The organism is Glutamicibacter sp. B1, assembly GCF_039602135.1.
Classification (GTDB): Bacteria; Actinomycetota; Actinomycetes; order Actinomycetales; family Micrococcaceae; genus Glutamicibacter; species Glutamicibacter ectropisis.
This window is the reverse complement of the sequence record NZ_CP125942.1, coordinates 2,467,991-2,484,464: the sequence shown is the minus strand read 5'-3', so window position 1 is coordinate 2,484,464 and position 16,474 is coordinate 2,467,991. Positions and strand designations below refer to the sequence as shown.

Here is a 16,474-nt window from a genome sequence, read left to right as displayed (position 1 = left end):
AATGCTTGAACGTGCTGGGCATCAACCGATGCCCAGCAGTTCTCGCCTCACCTTTTAGGGAGACAACGTGGCACAGGACGTGCTTACTGACCTGAACAAGGTCCGCAATATCGGCATCATGGCCCACATCGATGCCGGTAAGACCACTACTACTGAGCGCATCCTTTTCTACACGGGTGTGAACCACAAGCTCGGTGAGACCCACGACGGTGCGTCGACCACCGACTGGATGGAGCAGGAAAAGGAACGCGGTATCACCATTACCTCCGCGGCCGTGACTTGCTTCTGGAACAAGAACCAGATCAACATCATCGATACCCCAGGCCACGTTGACTTCACCGTTGAGGTGGAGCGCTCGCTGCGCGTGCTCGATGGCGCCGTTGCCGTGTTCGATGGCAAGGAAGGCGTTGAGCCTCAGTCTGAGACCGTTTGGCGCCAGGCTGACAAGTACAACGTTCCACGTATCTGCTTCGTGAACAAGATGGACAAGCTGGGTGCTGATTTCTACTTCACCGTAGACACCATCATCAAGCGTCTGGGTGCCAAGCCGCTGGTTATGCAGCTGCCAATCGGCTCCGAGTCCGAGTTCACCGGCGTTGTGGACCTGCTGAGCATGAAGGCATTCGTTTGGGAAGGCGACGCCAAGGGCGACGTCACCATGGGTGCTGCTTACGAAACCCGCGAGATCCCTGCTGACTTGGTTGAGCGTGCTGAAGAGTACCGCGCCAAGCTGGTTGAGGATGTTGCTGAGGCTTCCGAAGAGCTCATGGAAAAGTACCTCGAAGGTGAAGAACTCTCCATCGAGGAACTCAAGGCTGGCATCCGCAAGCTGACCGTGAACTCCGAAGCTTACCCAGTATTCTGTGGTTCGGCCTTCAAGAACCGCGGCGTGCAGCCAATGCTCGACGCTGTTATCGATTTCCTGCCATCCCCACTGGACGTTGGCGCAATGGTCGGTCACGATCCAAAGAACGAAGAAATCGAGCTCACCCGTGAGCCTTCCGAGGATGCACCATTCTCGGCACTGGCTTTCAAGATTGCTGCTCACCCATTCTTCGGTCAGCTCAACTTCATCCGCGTTTACTCCGGCAAGGTAGAGTCCGGTGCTCAGCTGCTGAACTCCACCAAGCAGAAGAAGGAACGTGTTGGCAAGCTCTTCCAGATGCACTCCAACAAGGAGAATCCGGTAGACGAGATCCACGCAGGTCACATCTACGCTGTGATCGGCCTGAAGGATACCACCACCGGTGATACCCTTTGCGATCCAGCTAACCCAATCGTTCTTGAGTCGATGACCTTCCCGGATCCCGTGATCTTCGTGGCCATCGAACCTAAGACCAAGGGTGACCAGGAGAAGCTGTCGACCGCTATCCAGAAGCTGTCCGCAGAAGATCCAACCTTTACCGTTTCGTTGAACGAAGACACCGGCCAGACCGAAATCGGCGGCATGGGCGAGCTTCACCTCGACATCCTGGTTGACCGCATGAAGCGCGAATTCCGCGTGGAAGCAAACGTTGGTAAGCCACAGGTTGCATACCGCGAAACCATCAAGAAGGCTGTGGAGAAGGTTGACTTCACCCACAAGAAGCAGACCGGTGGTTCGGGTCAGTTCGCAAAGGTCCAGGTCTCCTTTGAGCCTCTGGAAGTTGTCGATGGCGTAACCTACGAGTTCAAGAACGCCGTTACCGGTGGTCGTGTGCCTCGTGAATACATCCCATCCGTTGACGCTGGTATCCAGGAAGCAATGCAGTACGGCATCTTGGCTGGCTACCCACTGGTTGGTGTGAAGGCTACCCTCATCGATGGTGCATACCACGATGTTGACTCCTCGGAAATGGCGTTCAAGATCGCTGGTTCGCAGGTATTCAAGGAAGGCGCACGCCGCGCTAACCCTGTTCTGCTCGAACCACTGATGAGCGTTGAAGTTCGTACCCCGGAAGAGTACATGGGCGACGTTATCGGCGACCTGAACTCCCGCCGTGGCTCGATCACCGAGATGTCCGACGCTGCAGGCGTCAAGGTCATCAAGGCTGGCGTTCCACTGTCTGAGATGTTCGGTTACATTGGTGACCTGCGTTCGAAGACCCAGGGTCGTGCAGTTTACTCGATGACCTTCGACAGCTACTCTGAGGTCCCGAAGGCTGTTGCCGACGAGATCGTTCAGAAGTCCCGCGGCGAGTAACCGTCTCGGAACCAAAACTTGGCCGTGACCCCCATTGTGGGGAAGTGGCCGATCGCGGAGCCGGCTTCAACGCCATTGAGGCCGGCCCCGCAAACGGCCAACGAGGGATTTGCATCACATGCAGGGCCCGCAGAGGACCGAAATTTCCAAAATTATCAACGCCCCCAGTAGACTGTTTGAAGTTCGTTTGCGAACCGCGCAGACGAAAAAAGTCTTCTGTAAATGTTTCTAGGAGGAACTTGTGGCAAAGGCAAAGTTCGAGCGCAACAAGCCGCACGTCAACATTGGTACCATCGGTCACGTTGACCACGGTAAGACCACTCTGACCGCAGCTATCTCCAAGGTTCTGGCTGACAAGTACCCAGACCTGAACGAAAAGCGCGACTTCGCTAACATCGACTCGGCTCCAGAAGAGCGCCAGCGCGGTATTACCATCAATATCTCGCACATCGAGTACCAGACTGAAAAGCGTCACTACGCACACGTTGACGCTCCAGGCCACGCTGACTATGTCAAGAACATGATCACCGGTGCTGCTCAGATGGACGGCGCAATCCTCGTGGTTGCTGCTACCGATGGTCCAATGGCTCAGACCCGCGAGCACGTTCTGCTGGCCCGCCAGGTTGGTGTTCCTACCCTGATGGTCGCACTGAACAAGTCCGACATGGTTGACGACGAAGAGCTGCTCGAGCTCGTGGAGATGGAAGTTCGCGAACTTCTGTCCTCCCAGGGCTTCGATGGCGACGACGCACCAGTGATCCGCGTTTCGGGCCTGAAGGCTCTGGAAGGCGACGCAAAGTGGGTTGCAGCTGTTGAGGAACTGATGGACGCTGCTGACAGCTTCATCCCAGATCCAGTTCGTGACCGTGACAAGCCATTCTTGATGCCAATCGAGGACGTCTTCACCATCACCGGTCGCGGTACCGTTGTTACCGGTCGCGCCGAGCGTGGCACCCTTGCCATCAACTCGGAAGTTGAGATTGTTGGTATCCGCCCAATCCAGAAGACCACCGTTACCGGTATCGAGATGTTCCACAAGCAGCTCGACGAAGCATGGGCAGGCGAGAACTGTGGTCTGCTGCTTCGCGGTCTGAAGCGCGACGACGTTGAGCGTGGCCAGGTTGTTGTAGCCCCAGGCTCCATCACCCCACACACCAACTTCGAAGCTAACGTCTACATCCTGTCGAAGGACGAAGGCGGACGTCACAACCCGTTCTACTCGAACTACCGTCCGCAGTTCTACTTCCGCACCACCGACGTTACCGGCGTTATCACCCTCCCAGAGGGCACCGAAATGGTTATGCCAGGCGACAACACCGAAATGTCGGTTGAGCTGATCCAGCCAATCGCTATGGAAGAGGGCCTCGGCTTCGCAATTCGCGAAGGCGGCCGCACCGTTGGTTCGGGCAAGGTCACCTCGATCACCAAGTAGTCATTACTTGATGATTTAGATCCGTAGAGATCAAAGAATTCCCCCAGCACTTATGTGCTGGGGGAATTTTTTTGCTTAATAACGAACTTGAACTAGTGAATATTTCTAGAAGCTGGTCTAATTGGAGGGCGCACTAAAAATTCATTAGGGGAGTGGGCTCAATGATCGGTTGGATTGTGCTGGTAATCGTACTGGCCCTTGCTGGATACTTCTTTGGACGCTCCCGCGGACGCAAACTCGCACAAGACCAGGCAGAACCAACGGCACAACGCTTGCGCGAAGCATGGCAAGAAGGCTACGAAGCGGCCAACGACTATTTACGTCGCACCGGCCAACTGACGCACGCTCCACCCGGCGAGCTAGCGCCGGTACCACTTCAAGAATCATCCGGACCCGGCACCAGCGGTATCCTCACACCACTACCGGTACAGCCTCAAGGCACTGGCGTGCCACAACAAGTCAGTCCGGCACCGCGCGCCGAAGTTCAAGCGAAACCAGTCAAGGTACTGACCAAGCGCGAACGCGAACTACGCAATATCAACATCACTCTCTACGTAGCAGCCTTGATGATCGTTGCCGCAGGGGCACTCTTCTTGAGCTTCGCGCTACCACCGGTGGCCAAGCTGATAGCGTTCTTCCTCCTTGCCGTGGCCTTCTACCTCGGCGGTCTAATTACCTACGCGGTGAAGCCATCCCTGAGGCCGGCCGGAGCAGCCTTTGCCGGTACCGGCCTAGCTCTACTGCCACTGTGCGCCATCGCTACCTACAACACCTTGAACATCTCTGGGCCAAGCACTTGGCTGATCTTCTCCGTCATCGGGACGGTGGCCGTCGGCTATGCCACCGTCAAACTGAAATCTCGAGTCCTGTCTTGGGTGGCTGTGTTGATTTTGGTCAGTACAGGCATGGCATCCGCGGCCGCGATGCAGCGCGGAGTCTTGAACTACATGCTGGTCTTGCTCCTACTCTCCGTTGTGCTCATGCTCTTGGCAGTGCGAAGCAAGAAAATCCAAGACTCGATTTTCTTCCAGGCTATTCTCGGCACCGCACAATTGCTGCCCGCTTTTGTCGTAGTTCTTTCGTTGATACTTTTTGAGTCTCTGCGAAGCCGCGACTACTTTTGGATCTTCGCATTACTCACCGCTCAGCTCTTGCTCACCCTGAGGCTATTGAGCAATCTACGGCTACTGCGATTCTTCGCGGCCCGCCTCACCTTCTTACTTATGGTGTTAGCGGCCTGCAACTACCTCGCATTGTCTAACACCACGACCGCACTGATCTTCGCTTTCATCTTCGGATTGCAGGCGGTCGCCGTGATGCTCTATTCCGAGGGCTATCGGAAACGGATGCCATTGACGCGAGGACACCTGCAGCTAGAGCGTTCAGTGCTCTGGGGCTTGGCACTAGTCTCCGTGGTTATCGCCTGCTTCTTCGCTAACGAAACCACGTCAACTGTCCTGCGATTACTCGTGCTTCCTACTTTTGCCTTGCTGTGCCTGCCTGGGCTCCTACGCGTTGCCAAGGCAGAAATGGCGGTGATCGCAGCCCTCCCATTGGTGGTTCTGGTCGGCAGGGAGCAGCACGGCTGGCAGCCTTTGGCACTCTTTCTCATGGCGATCATTGGACTGAGCCTTGCGCATCACCGCACTGAAGGCCTGACACGGCAGATCTGCGGACATATCCGTTGGGTATTGCTGTTGATTACCGCCGGCATGCTCGGTGGGGCAATCCATGAGTCGTTCCCGGCATTGTCCACGGGTAGCGAGTTGGGCGCACGACTGATCACGGTTCTGCTGGTACTACAGTTCCTGTGGGTCATTGCCCTGCTGAACTCCAGCACGGCCAACGACGGGGTGAAACGGATTCATACGTTGTGGCGGATCGCCGCCTCGGTCGTGATAGCCCTTGGGATCGTGGGATACCTGCAGTTCTCGGTCATCGCGGCGCGCGGCACCTATGATCGCCTCGGTTACCTGACGCTGAACTCCCTACCGTGGTTTGTCATCACGCTGAGCATCACGACCTTGTTGATGATCCTCAGTGGGTGGCGTCTTCACTCTCCCGAGCATCAGTCTGGGCGCACCGCGCAGAGTGTCAAGGTGGTCGAAGCATCGGCGCTGTTGGTACTTTATGCGCTCAGCTTTGAAAAAGATGCATGGGTGCTTGCGTTAGTTATTGGTACTGGCACGCTCGCGCATTTCTTGGTTCATGTGCGACGAAGCAATGATCAGAGTTGGAAGATCATTTACGCGAGCCTTGCTCAGGTGCTCTTTAGCTCGATGATGTGGTGGTTTGCGCGGTCCATGGACTTTGACATTCACGGACGCTTCGCCTTACTGGTGGTCTCATTGAGCATTCCTCAGCTGACTCGACTGCTCATCAATATTCGCCATCACAAACCTCTACGACAAGAACTGCGCTGGGTCGCTATCGGACTGTTGATCGGTATCCCTGTTGCAGTGTTGGGCTACGGATGGCTTGCCGGCGGGGCTGACCGCGGTGTGATTCTCTTAGCTGCCGTGTGCGTCGGCACTCACGGGTGCGCAGCTTTCATTGCGGAGCGGACAGGTCTGTCACACCGGGCGCAGTATTATCTCTTCGCACCGATCGTGGCGATCATCGTGGTGATTACCGTGCAAGCATCGGTAATGTCGGATCAGAGCGGATGGCTGCGATCTCGTTGGTGGAACGAACAAGTGGCCGCAGTGCTTCTGCTGGTGATGGCGCTTCTCGCAATCGCGGCCGAATGGCGCTGGCGTTCTCAGCGGCACATCTCTAGTGCCATTGCCCTGGCCATCTTCCTGCCAGCGCTGGTCGTGGGTTGGTGGCAGATAGACACTTGGTGGGCCGTGGCGGCCAACACTGTCCTGGCCGTTGCTTTGACGCTGCTGGTGATCACTCGCAAGAGTGCATGGTACGCTCTCGGCTCTGTCATCATGCTCACCGTGACTATCGTTCAAGCGGTGATCAAGATTCGCGGTGTTGGTTCACTGCGTGTACTGGATTCCATGGATATCTCGTGGGCACTTATCGCTACAGGCGCTGTGCTCTACTTGTTGGCCATGGCTCATGGGCGCATGAAAGAACCAGCCCCTGACTATCCGCCAGCGAGCTACCGACATGCTGATCCACTCGGCGCCGCGTCAAGGATCTACTTCGCCGACATGCTCTTGGCTTTGCTGATCGCCGGTGGCCTAGCGCACCTAGATGGTGTTGCCAGCTGGAGCATTATTGGGGGAGCGGTCCTGATCTTTGGTGTGGGGGTACTGGTGTGCTTCTTCGAACTACCGGACGGTGCCAAAGCCTATATGGTGGACGGGCTGATTGTGCTGGGCGCCGTGCTGGCTCTCAGCTCTTATTCGTGGATCAGAGGTACACCAGAATTTAGCGGCATCATGGCCTATTTGTCCTTGGTTGCGGTAGTGCTGGTCATCTGGCGCACCTTCAAGGCTCATCCTGCGTTGGAGCGGGCGTATCTCATCGCAGGATCCATCGCGGCCAGCATGACGCTCTTTGCTGCCCTGGCCGAATCCAACACCATCGCGCAGATCATCGGGTTGCTCTTCTTTGGATGCCTGATCGCCTGGGGACTGAAATTAGGGCAGCGGCTGTTCATCTGGTGGGGTGCCATTGCCCTGACCCTGAGCGTGATGTGGTTCTTGCGTGAATTGGTGTTCTTGTGGCTGGTCCTGATTGGTCTGGGGCTGATCATTGCAGCCGTCTACAAACTGGTGAAGGTTGATCGGGCGGGCCCATCAACCGCGCAACCACCAGTTGATCAATCAACGGCTAACTTGCCATCTGCGCCACGATTGCCTTGGGGCCAGCCTGCGCAGCATCCTGCACAGGGTCCCGATTCCGCCGAGGATTCAGGAGCGCAGGATCCTGAACAGCGGTAGAAGTGGGACCATTGCAGGCGGTGAGGTCAAGATCACGGGGCTAGAAGGCCATAAAAGATTTGCGCGATCGTTGCCAACCTGTCAGACTAGATAAGTTGCTTGAGTGCAACTCGATCCCCATTGTTGGGGTAATCGATACTGATTTGAACAACCGGGATCGGCTCTCACGCAGGATAATGCCTGTGGTTCGGGAACGATACAACTGTTTCAAATTATCAGGCCCTCGATAAAGTGAAAACTTAGCGGTCTTGTCGTGACTGAAAATTTTACGACACGCCCGAGTTCGGGGGTCGGAGCCTCCTGCGGGTGAGGAACCCGGATCTGATCCGGATTCAGTCGCAGAGTAAGGCGTGCCGGTTCGCAAGAACCCGTATATAGGCACAGCAATTTTAGATAGTGCTAACAGAAAGAGGCATGACGCCATGGCGGGACAGAAAATCCGCATCCGGCTGAAGTCGTATGACCACGAGGTCATTGACGTTTCGGCCCGGAAGATCGTTGAGACGGTCACGCGCGCAGGCGCAACCGTAGTCGGCCCAGTGCCGCTGCCAACGGAGAAGAACGTGTACTGCGTTATCCGTTCGCCACACAAGTACAAGGACAGCCGCGAGCACTTCGAAATGCGCACGCACAAGCGTCTGATCGACATTGTTGATCCGACCCCGAAGGCCGTTGATTCGCTGATGCGTCTCGACCTGCCAGCGGATGTCAACATCGAAATCAAGCTTTAAGGGGAGGTGGCGAGAAAACTATGACCGCAACCCGTAATTTCAAGGGCCTGTTGGGCACGAAGCTCGGCATGACCCAGGTTTGGGATTCGAACAACAACCTGATCCCTGTCACCGTCGTGCAGGCTGATAGCAACGTTGTCACCAAGCTCATCAACGAAGAGCGCGATGGCTACACCGCAGTTCAGATCGGCTACGGCCAGATCGATCCTCGCAAGGTCACCAAGCCACTGGCTGGTCACTTCGAGGCTGCAGGCGTCACCCCACGTCGTCACTTGGTAGAACTGCGCACCGCAGACGCTGCTGAGTACACCCCGGGCCAGGAACTTTCCGTGGAGCTCTTCGAAGCCGGCCAGAAGGTCGACGTCGTTGGCACCTCCAAGGGTAAGGGCTTCGCCGGTACCATGAAGCGCCACAACTTCTCTGGTGTTGGCGCATCGCACGGTGCTCACAAGAACCACCGTAAGCCAGGTTCCATCGGCGGCGCATCGACCCCAGGTCGCGTTTTCCGTGGACAGAAGATGGCTGGTCGTATGGGTGCTGAGCGTGTAACCACTCAGAACCTGACCATTCACGCTATCGACGTTGAGAAGAACCTCCTGCTGATCAAGGGTGCCGTTCCAGGTGCCCGCGGCCGCGTCGTTCTCGTACGCAACGCCGTGAAGGGAGCATAAGTAAATGACTAAGGCACTTAACGTCGAACTGCCTGCAGCAATCTTCGACGTACAGACCAACGTCCCGCTGCTGCACCAGGTTGTCGTTGCACAGCTTGCTGCTGCCCGCCAGGGTACCCACAAGACCAAGGACCGCTCCGAGGTTTCGGGTGCAGGTCGCAAGCCGTTCAAGCAGAAGGGTACCGGCCGCGCTCGTCAGGGTTCGATCCGTGCTCCTCACATGACCGGCGGTGGCATTGTCCACGGTCCAACCCCACGTGATTACGCACAGCGTACCCCGAAGAAGATGAAGGCTGCTGCACTGCGCGGCGCTTTGTCTGATCGTGCACGCTTCGGTCGCGTCCACGTGATTGAGAACTTGGTTGCAGGGGAAACCCCATCGACCAAGGAAGCTCTGGCTACCTTGCGTTCGCTCACCGAGCGCAAGAACCTGCTTGTCGTCATCGAGCGCGCCAACGATGTTGCAGCCCTTTCGGTTCGCAACCTCGACGCTGTGCACGTTCTGTACGTCGACCAGCTGAACACCTACGATGTTCTGGTTTCGGATGACGTAGTCTTCACCAAGGCTGCCTTCGATGCCCTGGTCCAGAAGGAGGAAGCCAAGTGAGCATCAACTCCAAGGCTCCACACGACGTGGTCATCGCACCAGTCGTATCGGAAAAGAGCTACGGTCTGATCGACCAAGGTCAGTACACCTTCGAGGTGGCACCAAGCTCCAACAAGACGGAAATCAAGTACGCCGTTGAAGCTATCTTCAACGTCAAGGTTGACTCCGTAAACACCATCAACCGAGCCGGTAAGCGCAAGCGCACCCGCTTCGGGTGGGGTGCACGCAAGAACACCAAGCGTGCCATCATCACCCTGAAGGAAGGCTCGATTGACATCTTCGGCGGTCCGCTTTCCTAAGCGGAGACCACTTTAACGAGGAATATAAATAATGGGAATTCGTAAGTACAAGCCGACTACCCCGGGCCTTCGCGGCTCGTCGGTAGCCGACTTCGCAGAAATCACCCGATCGACTCCGGAAAAGTCGCTGGTTCGTCCACTCACCAAGACTGGCGGCCGTAACAACTCCGGTAAGATCACCACCCGACACAAGGGTGGCGGACACAAGCGCGCTTACCGTGTTGTCGACTTCCGTCGTCACGATAAGGACGGCGTTCCGGCAAAGGTCGCTCACATTGAGTACGACCCAAACCGTACCGCTCGTATCGCTCTGCTCCACTACGTGGACGGCACCAAGCGCTACATCATCGCACCGAACAACCTCAAGCAGGGTGACCAGATTGAGGCCGGCGCAAACGCTGACATCAAGCCAGGTAACAACCTGCCACTGCGTAACATCCCGGTTGGTACCGTGATCCACGCTGTGGAGCTTCGCCCAGGTGGCGGCGCTAAGATGGCTCGTTCCGCAGGTGCTTCGATCCAGCTGGTAGCCCGTGAGGGTCGCTTCGCTCAGCTGCGTTTGCCTTCGGGCGAAATCCGCAACGTTGATGTGCGCTGCCGCGCAACCATCGGCGAAGTTGGTAACGCTGAGCAGATCAACATCAACTGGGGTAAGGCCGGCCGTATGCGCTGGAAGGGCGTTCGCCCAACCGTTCGTGGCGTTGTCATGAACCCAGTTGACCACCCACACGGTGGTGGTGAAGGTAAGACCTCCGGTGGTCGTCACCCGGTCAACCCTAACGGTAAGCGTGAAGGACGCACCCGTCGTCCGAACAAGGAAAGCGACAAGCTCATTGTGCGTCGTCGCAAGACCGGCAAGAACAAGCGATAGGAGCCTGGAAACATGCCACGCAGCCTGAAGAAAGGCCCCTTCGTCGATCAGCACCTGTTCCTGAAGGTCGTTGCTGAAAACGAAAAGGGCACCAAGAACGTCATCAAGACGTGGTCCCGCCGTTCGATGATCATCCCGGACATGCTGGGACACACCATCGCCGTACACGACGGTCGCAAGCACATTCCTGTGTTCGTTACCGAATCGATGGTTGGACACAAGCTCGGAGAGTTTGCCCCAACCCGTACGTTCCGTGGCCACGTAAAGGACGACAAGAAGGGCAAGCGCCGCTAGGCCCCGCAAGGGAACTAGTATCGCTTAGCACTTCTTCGATAGACGAGAGAAGGATAGCAATGGAAGCCAAGGCAATTGCGCGTCACATCCGCGTAACGCCTATGAAGGCCCGGCGCGTCGTCAACCTTGTTCGTGGTCTGCAGACCAACGAGGCACTGGCCATCTTGAAGTTTGCCCCACAGGCAGCTTCGGAGCCGGTATACAAGGTTGTCGCATCGGCAGTGGCTAACGCCCGTGCCGCCGCGGACCGCGCAGGTGAAGCATTCAATGAGGACGAGCTGATTATCAGCGAAGCGTTTGTTGATGAAGGTCCGACCATGAAGCGGTTCCAGCCGCGTGCACAGGGTCGCGCATTCCAGATCAAGAAGCGCACCAGCCACGTGACTGTGGTTGTTTCAACCCAGAAGGGTGGGGAGAACTAAATGGGACAGAAGGTAAATCCGAACGGTTTCCGTCTCGGCATCACCACTGACCACGTCTCGCACTGGTTCGCTGATTCCAGCAAGCCAGGTCAGCGTTACGCGGATTACGTAAAAGAAGACGTACAGATCCGTGCACTGCTCTCCAAGGGCATGGACCGCGCAGGCATCGCCCGCGTAGAGATCGAACGTACCCGTGACCGCGTACGTGTGGACATCCACACTGCACGTCCAGGTATCGTTATCGGTCGCCGTGGTGCAGAAGCCGACCGCATTCGTGGCGAGCTGGAAAAGCTCACCAAGAAGCAGGTTCAGCTGAACATCCTCGAGGTCAAGAACCCTGACATGGAGGCCCAGTTGGTCGCCCAGGGCATCGCCGAGCAGCTTGCTTCCCGCGTGGCTTTCCGCCGTGCGATGAAGAAGGCAATGCAGTCGGCAATGCGCGCAGGTGCCAAGGGCATCCGCGTTCAGTGCTCCGGTCGTCTTGGCGGTGCAGAAATGTCCCGCAAGGAGTTCTACCGCGAAGGTCGTGTGCCACTGCACACCCTGCGCGCGAACATCGACTTCGGCAAGTTCGAAGCCAAGACCACCTTCGGCCGTATCGGTGTGAAGGTTTGGATCTACAAGGGTGACGTCACCGCCAAGGAACTGGCTGCACAGCAGGCTGCTGCTGCTCCAGCTCGTGGCGGCCGCGGCGGCAACGATCGTCCACGTGGTGGCGAGCGTCGTCGTCGTAACGACCGTAACAAGGGCGCTGCAGCTCCGGCTGCGGAAGGAGGAGAGGCTTAAATGCTTATCCCACGTCGAGTTAAGTTCCGTAAGCAGCACCACCCAAAGCGTTCGGGTGCTGCCAAGGGCGGAACCACCGTTGCATTCGGTGAGTTCGGTATTCAGGCGTTGACCCCGGCTTACGTGACTAACCGTCAGATCGAAGCCGCTCGTATCGCTATGACCCGTTACATCAAGCGTGGCGGTAAGGTGTGGATCAACATCTACCCAGACCGTCCGCTGACCAAGAAGCCTGCTGAAACCCGTATGGGTTCCGGTAAGGGTTCACCTGAATGGTGGGTCGCCAACGTCAAGCCAGGACGAGTCATGTTTGAACTCGGTGGCGTCAGTGAAGAGGTAGCTAAAGAGGCATTGCGTCTTGCAATCCACAAGCTGCCAATGAAGGCACGCATCGTGCGTCGTGAAGGTGGTGAATAGGGATGTCTATCGGTTCTAAGGACCTTAGCATTGAGTCCCTGGACGGCTTCGATACCGCTCGTTTGAACGAGGAATTGAAGAAGGCCAAGGCAGAACTGTTCAACCTGCGTTTCCAGTCGGCTACCGGCCAGCTGGAGAGCAACGCGAACCTGAAGGCAATCAAGCGCGATATCGCCCGCATCTACACTGTGCTGCGCGAGCGCGAGCTGGGCATTCGTCAGGATGTCGTCGTTCCGGTTGAAGAAACCAAGAAGGAATCCAAGTAATGAGCGAGAAGGAGAACGGTGTGGATAACGCTACCGAGCGTAACTACCGCAAGACCCTCCGTGGTTACGTGGTATCCGACAAGATGCAGAAGACCATCGTCGTTGACGTTGAGGACCGTGTAAAGCACGCTCTCTACGGCAAGGTTATGCGTCGCAACAAGAACGTCAAGGCTCACGATGAGAACAACGAAGCCGGCATCGGCGACTTGGTTGTTATCGCTGAGACCCGCCCGCTGTCTGCTGACAAGCGCTGGCGTCTCGTTGAGATCGTAGAGAAGGCTAAGTAAGCTTTCCCCACGATTTCACGGATCTCGTGATTGAAGAACGCCCCGAACACTTCGAAAGAAGAGTTCGGGGCGTTTCTGCGTTTCGGAACTTTTTGACCATGTAATACGGGCAGCGTCAGTACAAGGCCGGATAGAATATGGGTTCAATGAGAAAACGGCTGTCGCTCCGAGCAGCTGAAAGGTGAGTTTCGGTTTTGAAGAAGCCTGACAAGGTTCTCGTACAACGAGTGGGACTCTACCTCACTATCGCAATTGCTGGACTCGCCTTGTTGCTAGGCGCGTATTGCCTGATCGCCCAGCGTTCGGTTCTTGCGGCAATCCAGAACCTCTGGATAGCGCTGGTATTCGCATTGATTGCTTCGGCTGCAGCAGCTGTGCGTGATCATCGGGCAGATGCTGAATAGAAAATCAGGCGGTCAGTCTTCGCAAGCTCGACAATTAGCGTGGACGCCAACTCGATAGTTTCTGGCAAGCATCTTGGTTGGCCAATCGTCAACAACTTGCGAATCGCCGAAATTTTGGTGCTATCACTGACTAGCGGCTTCGGTAATTGCCGGGGGAGTAGCCGAGAACTTTCTTGAAGTCTGTAGACAAGTGCGCCTGATCTGTGTAGCCAAGCTCCGAAGCAAGCTCGGCCAGTGAAGCTTGTGGATGTTCACGTAGCTGTAGTGCCGCCTCCTGCAGGCGGTAGCGTCGGATCACAGCCAGGGGAGAGAGTCCCAAATATTTTAGGGACAACCGTTGCAAGCTACGTACCGTCAGATGCAAGTGTTTTGCCACCTGGTCGACCCGAAGCGCTGCGCTATTACTGGATACATAATCTAAGAATTCGTTGGCTACGTTCGCTAACCGTGTGATGGGCGGGAGACGTTCCTCAAGCCATAAAGAGAATTGATGAGCGCACCGCTCGTTGAGCTGTCGCCCATCAGTGATCAGATGTTCTTCCTTGAGACGACGGTGGAGGTCTACTGCGTCCAGTGAAACTTCTTGATTCAAAAGCAATTGCGGACTACTGCCGGCATGGGAAGCAAACAAGGGTGCTGCTGCTGGGCGAAGCAGGGCTGCGACTGCCCAGCCGGTACCACGTAGGTTCCTATGCGAGGATCCACTACTTGGTCCGGAGATGGTCACACCTTCTGGTTGCACAACCAGATTCATTAGCGGGAACGGCAAAAGGTGCTGGCGCGAAACTTTGCCTGGCGCAATATCCCAGCGCGAAATCCAATACCAATTTACGTACTGTTGTAAGTACTCCGGCGGCAAAATGCGTTGGAATTCCGGGAGCCTTGAAGGGTAGAGAACGCCTCGACCGTCACGGATATCGGTCATAGGTCAGCACCTCAAATTCGTCGCAAATTTACAAGCTCCAGCATGGCACACGGGCGTAGTCTCTAGTCATGCAAAATGATAACGAAATGGTGCATGGTGTCACCGGAAAGTACACCACCGCTGGCGTTCCACAGGGAGTAACTTCTTTGACTCCTTTTCTTGCGGTACCAAATGCTGCGCAAGCATTGAAATTCTACAAAGACGTGTATGGCGCACGAATCATTGATGCCACAGAAATGGGTGGGATGGTCGTTCATGCAGAGATTGATTTCGGTGAAGGGCACCTGCAAATTGGGGAGCCGAGCCCCGACTACGGGTTGGTGCCACCACCGCAGGCGCCGAACGCTTGCTACTCGCTGGGGCTGTACTGTGCCGATGTGAACGTGGTCTTGGCCAAAGCAATCGAGGCCGGGGCGACGGTGAGGGAACCGGCGACGAATTTTGTTTCAGGAGACAGATTCGCCTCGATCATTGATCCGTTTGGAATCAGATGGACGATCATGAGCAGGGTTGAAGACCTGAGCGAAGAAGAAAGCGCGCAACGGGTGGCGGCCTGGGCTGCCCAGCAGTCCGAGTCCGCATCGAATTGAGCGATGACCTGAAGTTATTGAACTAAGCTAAGGGCATGACGAAGAATCGCCCAAGACCACCTTTTACGTATCTATGGGCGATTCTTATTCTGCTCAGCTGTGCTGTGGGTGCGCTACCTTATATTCCCTGGCTAGCTTCTGGGTGGACCCCACGTCTTCAAGCTTTTCAACCTTGGGCATTAATCGCTGTAGCCTTCGTAGTTATATTTGCACTCATCAGACGGCGCTGGATCGCCGCAGTGATCGTGGCTGTGCTGCTGATTGCAGGTGTCGTGCCGAATCTGGCTATGCCTAGCAAACAACAGGCATCGGCATCAGACACCGGTGCCAGGATCACTGTCTTTTCATTCAACGCACTTAAAGCTGGTGCTGATTCGAAAGAACTGGCGACGAACATCAAGGCGACAAATCCTGATGTGCTGGTTCTTGTTGAAACTAGCGAGTCCTTACATGACCGGTTACGTGCCCAAGGTGCACTTGTCTCGTTGAAATACCGCAGCTCTCAAGTAACAACCGGTGGAGAGCGCGATACCGTGGTTTTTTCGCGCTATCCGCTCAAAGAACGCGATGCGGCGCTTGGTCCGCAGGCCACCGATTGGTACGGGATGCCTGTGGTTGACATTGCTTCGCCGTTGGGGGATTTAACTGTTGTCGGAGTTCACGTCTATCCGCCTTTGGGTAGCGCTACACGCTGGGGCACCGGATTGGATGCCTTAAAGCAGTTTTTGGATCAGCAAACAGGTAAACCGGTGATTTTGGCGGGGGATTACAATTCGACGAGGACGCACCCGCAATTTAGGAAACTCACGTCTGTCATGGACGAAGAGCCTTCGCTGTTTCCTCAATCAACCTGGCCGGCAGACCGGAATGTACCTGCACTCGTCGGTATTGATCACGTTCTGTCCCGTGGCTTTGAGCCATTGGCACAAGAAACGTTGCATATCCAGGGATCTGAACACTTAGCAATTAAAGCAACGCTGGGTCTTGTAGCCGGAGAATGAGTCGGTTCAGTTACTGATTTCTGCGACTATGAAATATTTTCTCAGAATCTGTCCTGCAGACTGGGACGGGAGTGAAATTGGCTCGAGACGTAACTGGCAGTTGGTCGGTAAGGGAACTCGACAATATTGCTAAGCATTGATTTTCCGCGGAAGTTCACGGATGTACATGTGACGAACAACGCCTTATTTGCGCATACCACACCATTTCGGTTTTGCGCCACTCTGCGCTAGACTTAAGAATCTGTGCGCATCGTGTTCGGGGACTATCCACCTTCGGCGCGATGCAGTGCGGTCTAAATCAGTTTAGACGCACAAGTACAGCCTCGATATTTTACGCCTCGGCCCTGCCGCCATTTGGGATCAGCATTCGGTGCGCCCGCGTCGGTGGGG

18 protein-coding genes are annotated in these 16,474 nt (G+C 56.0%); 17 read left to right on the top strand and 1 reads right to left on the bottom strand.

The annotated features are described in order from the left end of the window. The first annotated feature begins 67 nt into the window (after positions 1–67). From fusA to QMQ05_RS11585, 15 genes are all read left to right on the top strand, one after another. Complete coding sequence (gene fusA, locus QMQ05_RS11655; protein ID WP_345470204.1) at positions 68–2,182, top strand: elongation factor G; 2,115 nt, start codon at positions 68–70, stop codon at positions 2,180–2,182. A gap of 241 nt (positions 2,183–2,423) precedes the next feature. Further along, the gene (gene tuf, locus QMQ05_RS11650; protein ID WP_345470202.1) at positions 2,424–3,614 is read left to right on the top strand and encodes an elongation factor Tu; all 1,191 of its coding nucleotides are present in this window, start codon (positions 2,424–2,426) and stop codon (positions 3,612–3,614) included. 161 nt (positions 3,615–3,775) lie between these two features. Next, a complete protein-coding gene (locus tag QMQ05_RS11645; RefSeq protein WP_345470200.1) occupies positions 3,776–7,513 on the top strand; it encodes a hypothetical protein in 3,738 nt (1,245 codons plus the stop codon). Positions 7,514–7,935: 422 nt separating this feature from the next. Further along, positions 7,936–8,244, top strand: coding sequence for a 30S ribosomal protein S10 (gene rpsJ / locus QMQ05_RS11640; protein ID WP_013349689.1), 309 nt, complete (start codon positions 7,936–7,938; stop codon positions 8,242–8,244). A gap of 20 nt (positions 8,245–8,264) precedes the next feature. Further along, the gene (rplC, locus tag QMQ05_RS11635) at positions 8,265–8,915 is read left to right on the top strand and encodes a 50S ribosomal protein L3 (protein ID WP_345470199.1); all 651 of its coding nucleotides are present in this window, start codon (positions 8,265–8,267) and stop codon (positions 8,913–8,915) included. A 4-nt stretch (positions 8,916–8,919) separates the two neighbouring features. Next, entirely contained in the window at positions 8,920–9,522 is a 603-nt protein-coding gene (gene rplD, locus QMQ05_RS11630; RefSeq protein WP_058254900.1) for a 50S ribosomal protein L4, read from the top strand. Continuing rightward, positions 9,519–9,821, top strand: a complete 303-nt coding sequence (gene rplW, locus QMQ05_RS11625; RefSeq protein WP_022874136.1) for a 50S ribosomal protein L23 — start codon at positions 9,519–9,521, stop codon at positions 9,819–9,821. Before rplD ends, rplW begins: the two co-directional genes overlap by 4 nt. Positions 9,822–9,852: 31 nt before the next feature. Next, positions 9,853–10,692 carry a 50S ribosomal protein L2 gene (gene rplB / locus QMQ05_RS11620; RefSeq protein WP_345470198.1) on the top strand — a complete coding sequence of 280 codons (840 nt, stop codon included), beginning with the start codon at positions 9,853–9,855 and terminating at the stop codon, positions 10,690–10,692. A 12-nt stretch (positions 10,693–10,704) separates the two neighbouring features. Next, entirely contained in the window at positions 10,705–10,986 is a 282-nt protein-coding gene (gene rpsS / locus QMQ05_RS11615; protein ID WP_022874134.1) for a 30S ribosomal protein S19, read from the top strand. Between the two features lie 59 nt (positions 10,987–11,045). Next, complete coding sequence (gene rplV, locus QMQ05_RS11610; protein WP_022874133.1) at positions 11,046–11,408, top strand: 50S ribosomal protein L22; 363 nt, start codon at positions 11,046–11,048, stop codon at positions 11,406–11,408. Then, positions 11,409–12,194 carry a 30S ribosomal protein S3 gene (gene rpsC / locus QMQ05_RS11605; RefSeq protein WP_058254899.1) on the top strand — a complete coding sequence of 262 codons (786 nt, stop codon included), beginning with the start codon at positions 11,409–11,411 and terminating at the stop codon, positions 12,192–12,194. Next, positions 12,195–12,611, top strand: a complete 417-nt coding sequence (gene rplP, locus QMQ05_RS11600) for a 50S ribosomal protein L16 (protein WP_022874131.1) — start codon at positions 12,195–12,197, stop codon at positions 12,609–12,611. It begins immediately after the preceding gene. 2 nt (positions 12,612–12,613) lie between these two features. Next, positions 12,614–12,877 carry a 50S ribosomal protein L29 gene (rpmC, locus tag QMQ05_RS11595; protein WP_022874130.1) on the top strand — a complete coding sequence of 88 codons (264 nt, stop codon included), beginning with the start codon at positions 12,614–12,616 and terminating at the stop codon, positions 12,875–12,877. Then, on the top strand, positions 12,877–13,164 hold the full coding sequence (rpsQ, locus tag QMQ05_RS11590) for a 30S ribosomal protein S17 (protein WP_058254898.1): 288 nt from the start codon (positions 12,877–12,879) through the stop codon (positions 13,162–13,164). Before rpmC ends, rpsQ begins: the two co-directional genes overlap by 1 nt. A 194-nt stretch (positions 13,165–13,358) precedes the next feature. Further along, complete coding sequence (locus QMQ05_RS11585; RefSeq protein WP_345470191.1) at positions 13,359–13,568, top strand: hypothetical protein; 210 nt, start codon at positions 13,359–13,361, stop codon at positions 13,566–13,568. A 130-nt stretch (positions 13,569–13,698) separates the two neighbouring features. Here the strand turns inward: QMQ05_RS11585 and QMQ05_RS11580 are convergent, their stop codons facing one another. After that, a complete protein-coding gene (locus tag QMQ05_RS11580; RefSeq protein WP_345470189.1) occupies positions 13,699–14,493 on the bottom strand; it encodes an AraC family transcriptional regulator in 795 nt (264 codons plus the stop codon). A 68-nt stretch (positions 14,494–14,561) separates the two neighbouring features. Between QMQ05_RS11580 and QMQ05_RS11575 the strand changes: the two genes are divergently transcribed. Further along, the gene (locus QMQ05_RS11575) at positions 14,562–15,083 is read left to right on the top strand and encodes a VOC family protein (RefSeq protein ID WP_345470187.1); all 522 of its coding nucleotides are present in this window, start codon (positions 14,562–14,564) and stop codon (positions 15,081–15,083) included. Positions 15,084–15,118: 35 nt separating this feature from the next. After that, the gene (locus QMQ05_RS11570) at positions 15,119–16,084 is read left to right on the top strand and encodes an endonuclease/exonuclease/phosphatase family protein (protein ID WP_345470185.1); all 966 of its coding nucleotides are present in this window, start codon (positions 15,119–15,121) and stop codon (positions 16,082–16,084) included. The last annotated feature ends 390 nt before the right edge of the window (positions 16,085–16,474 follow it).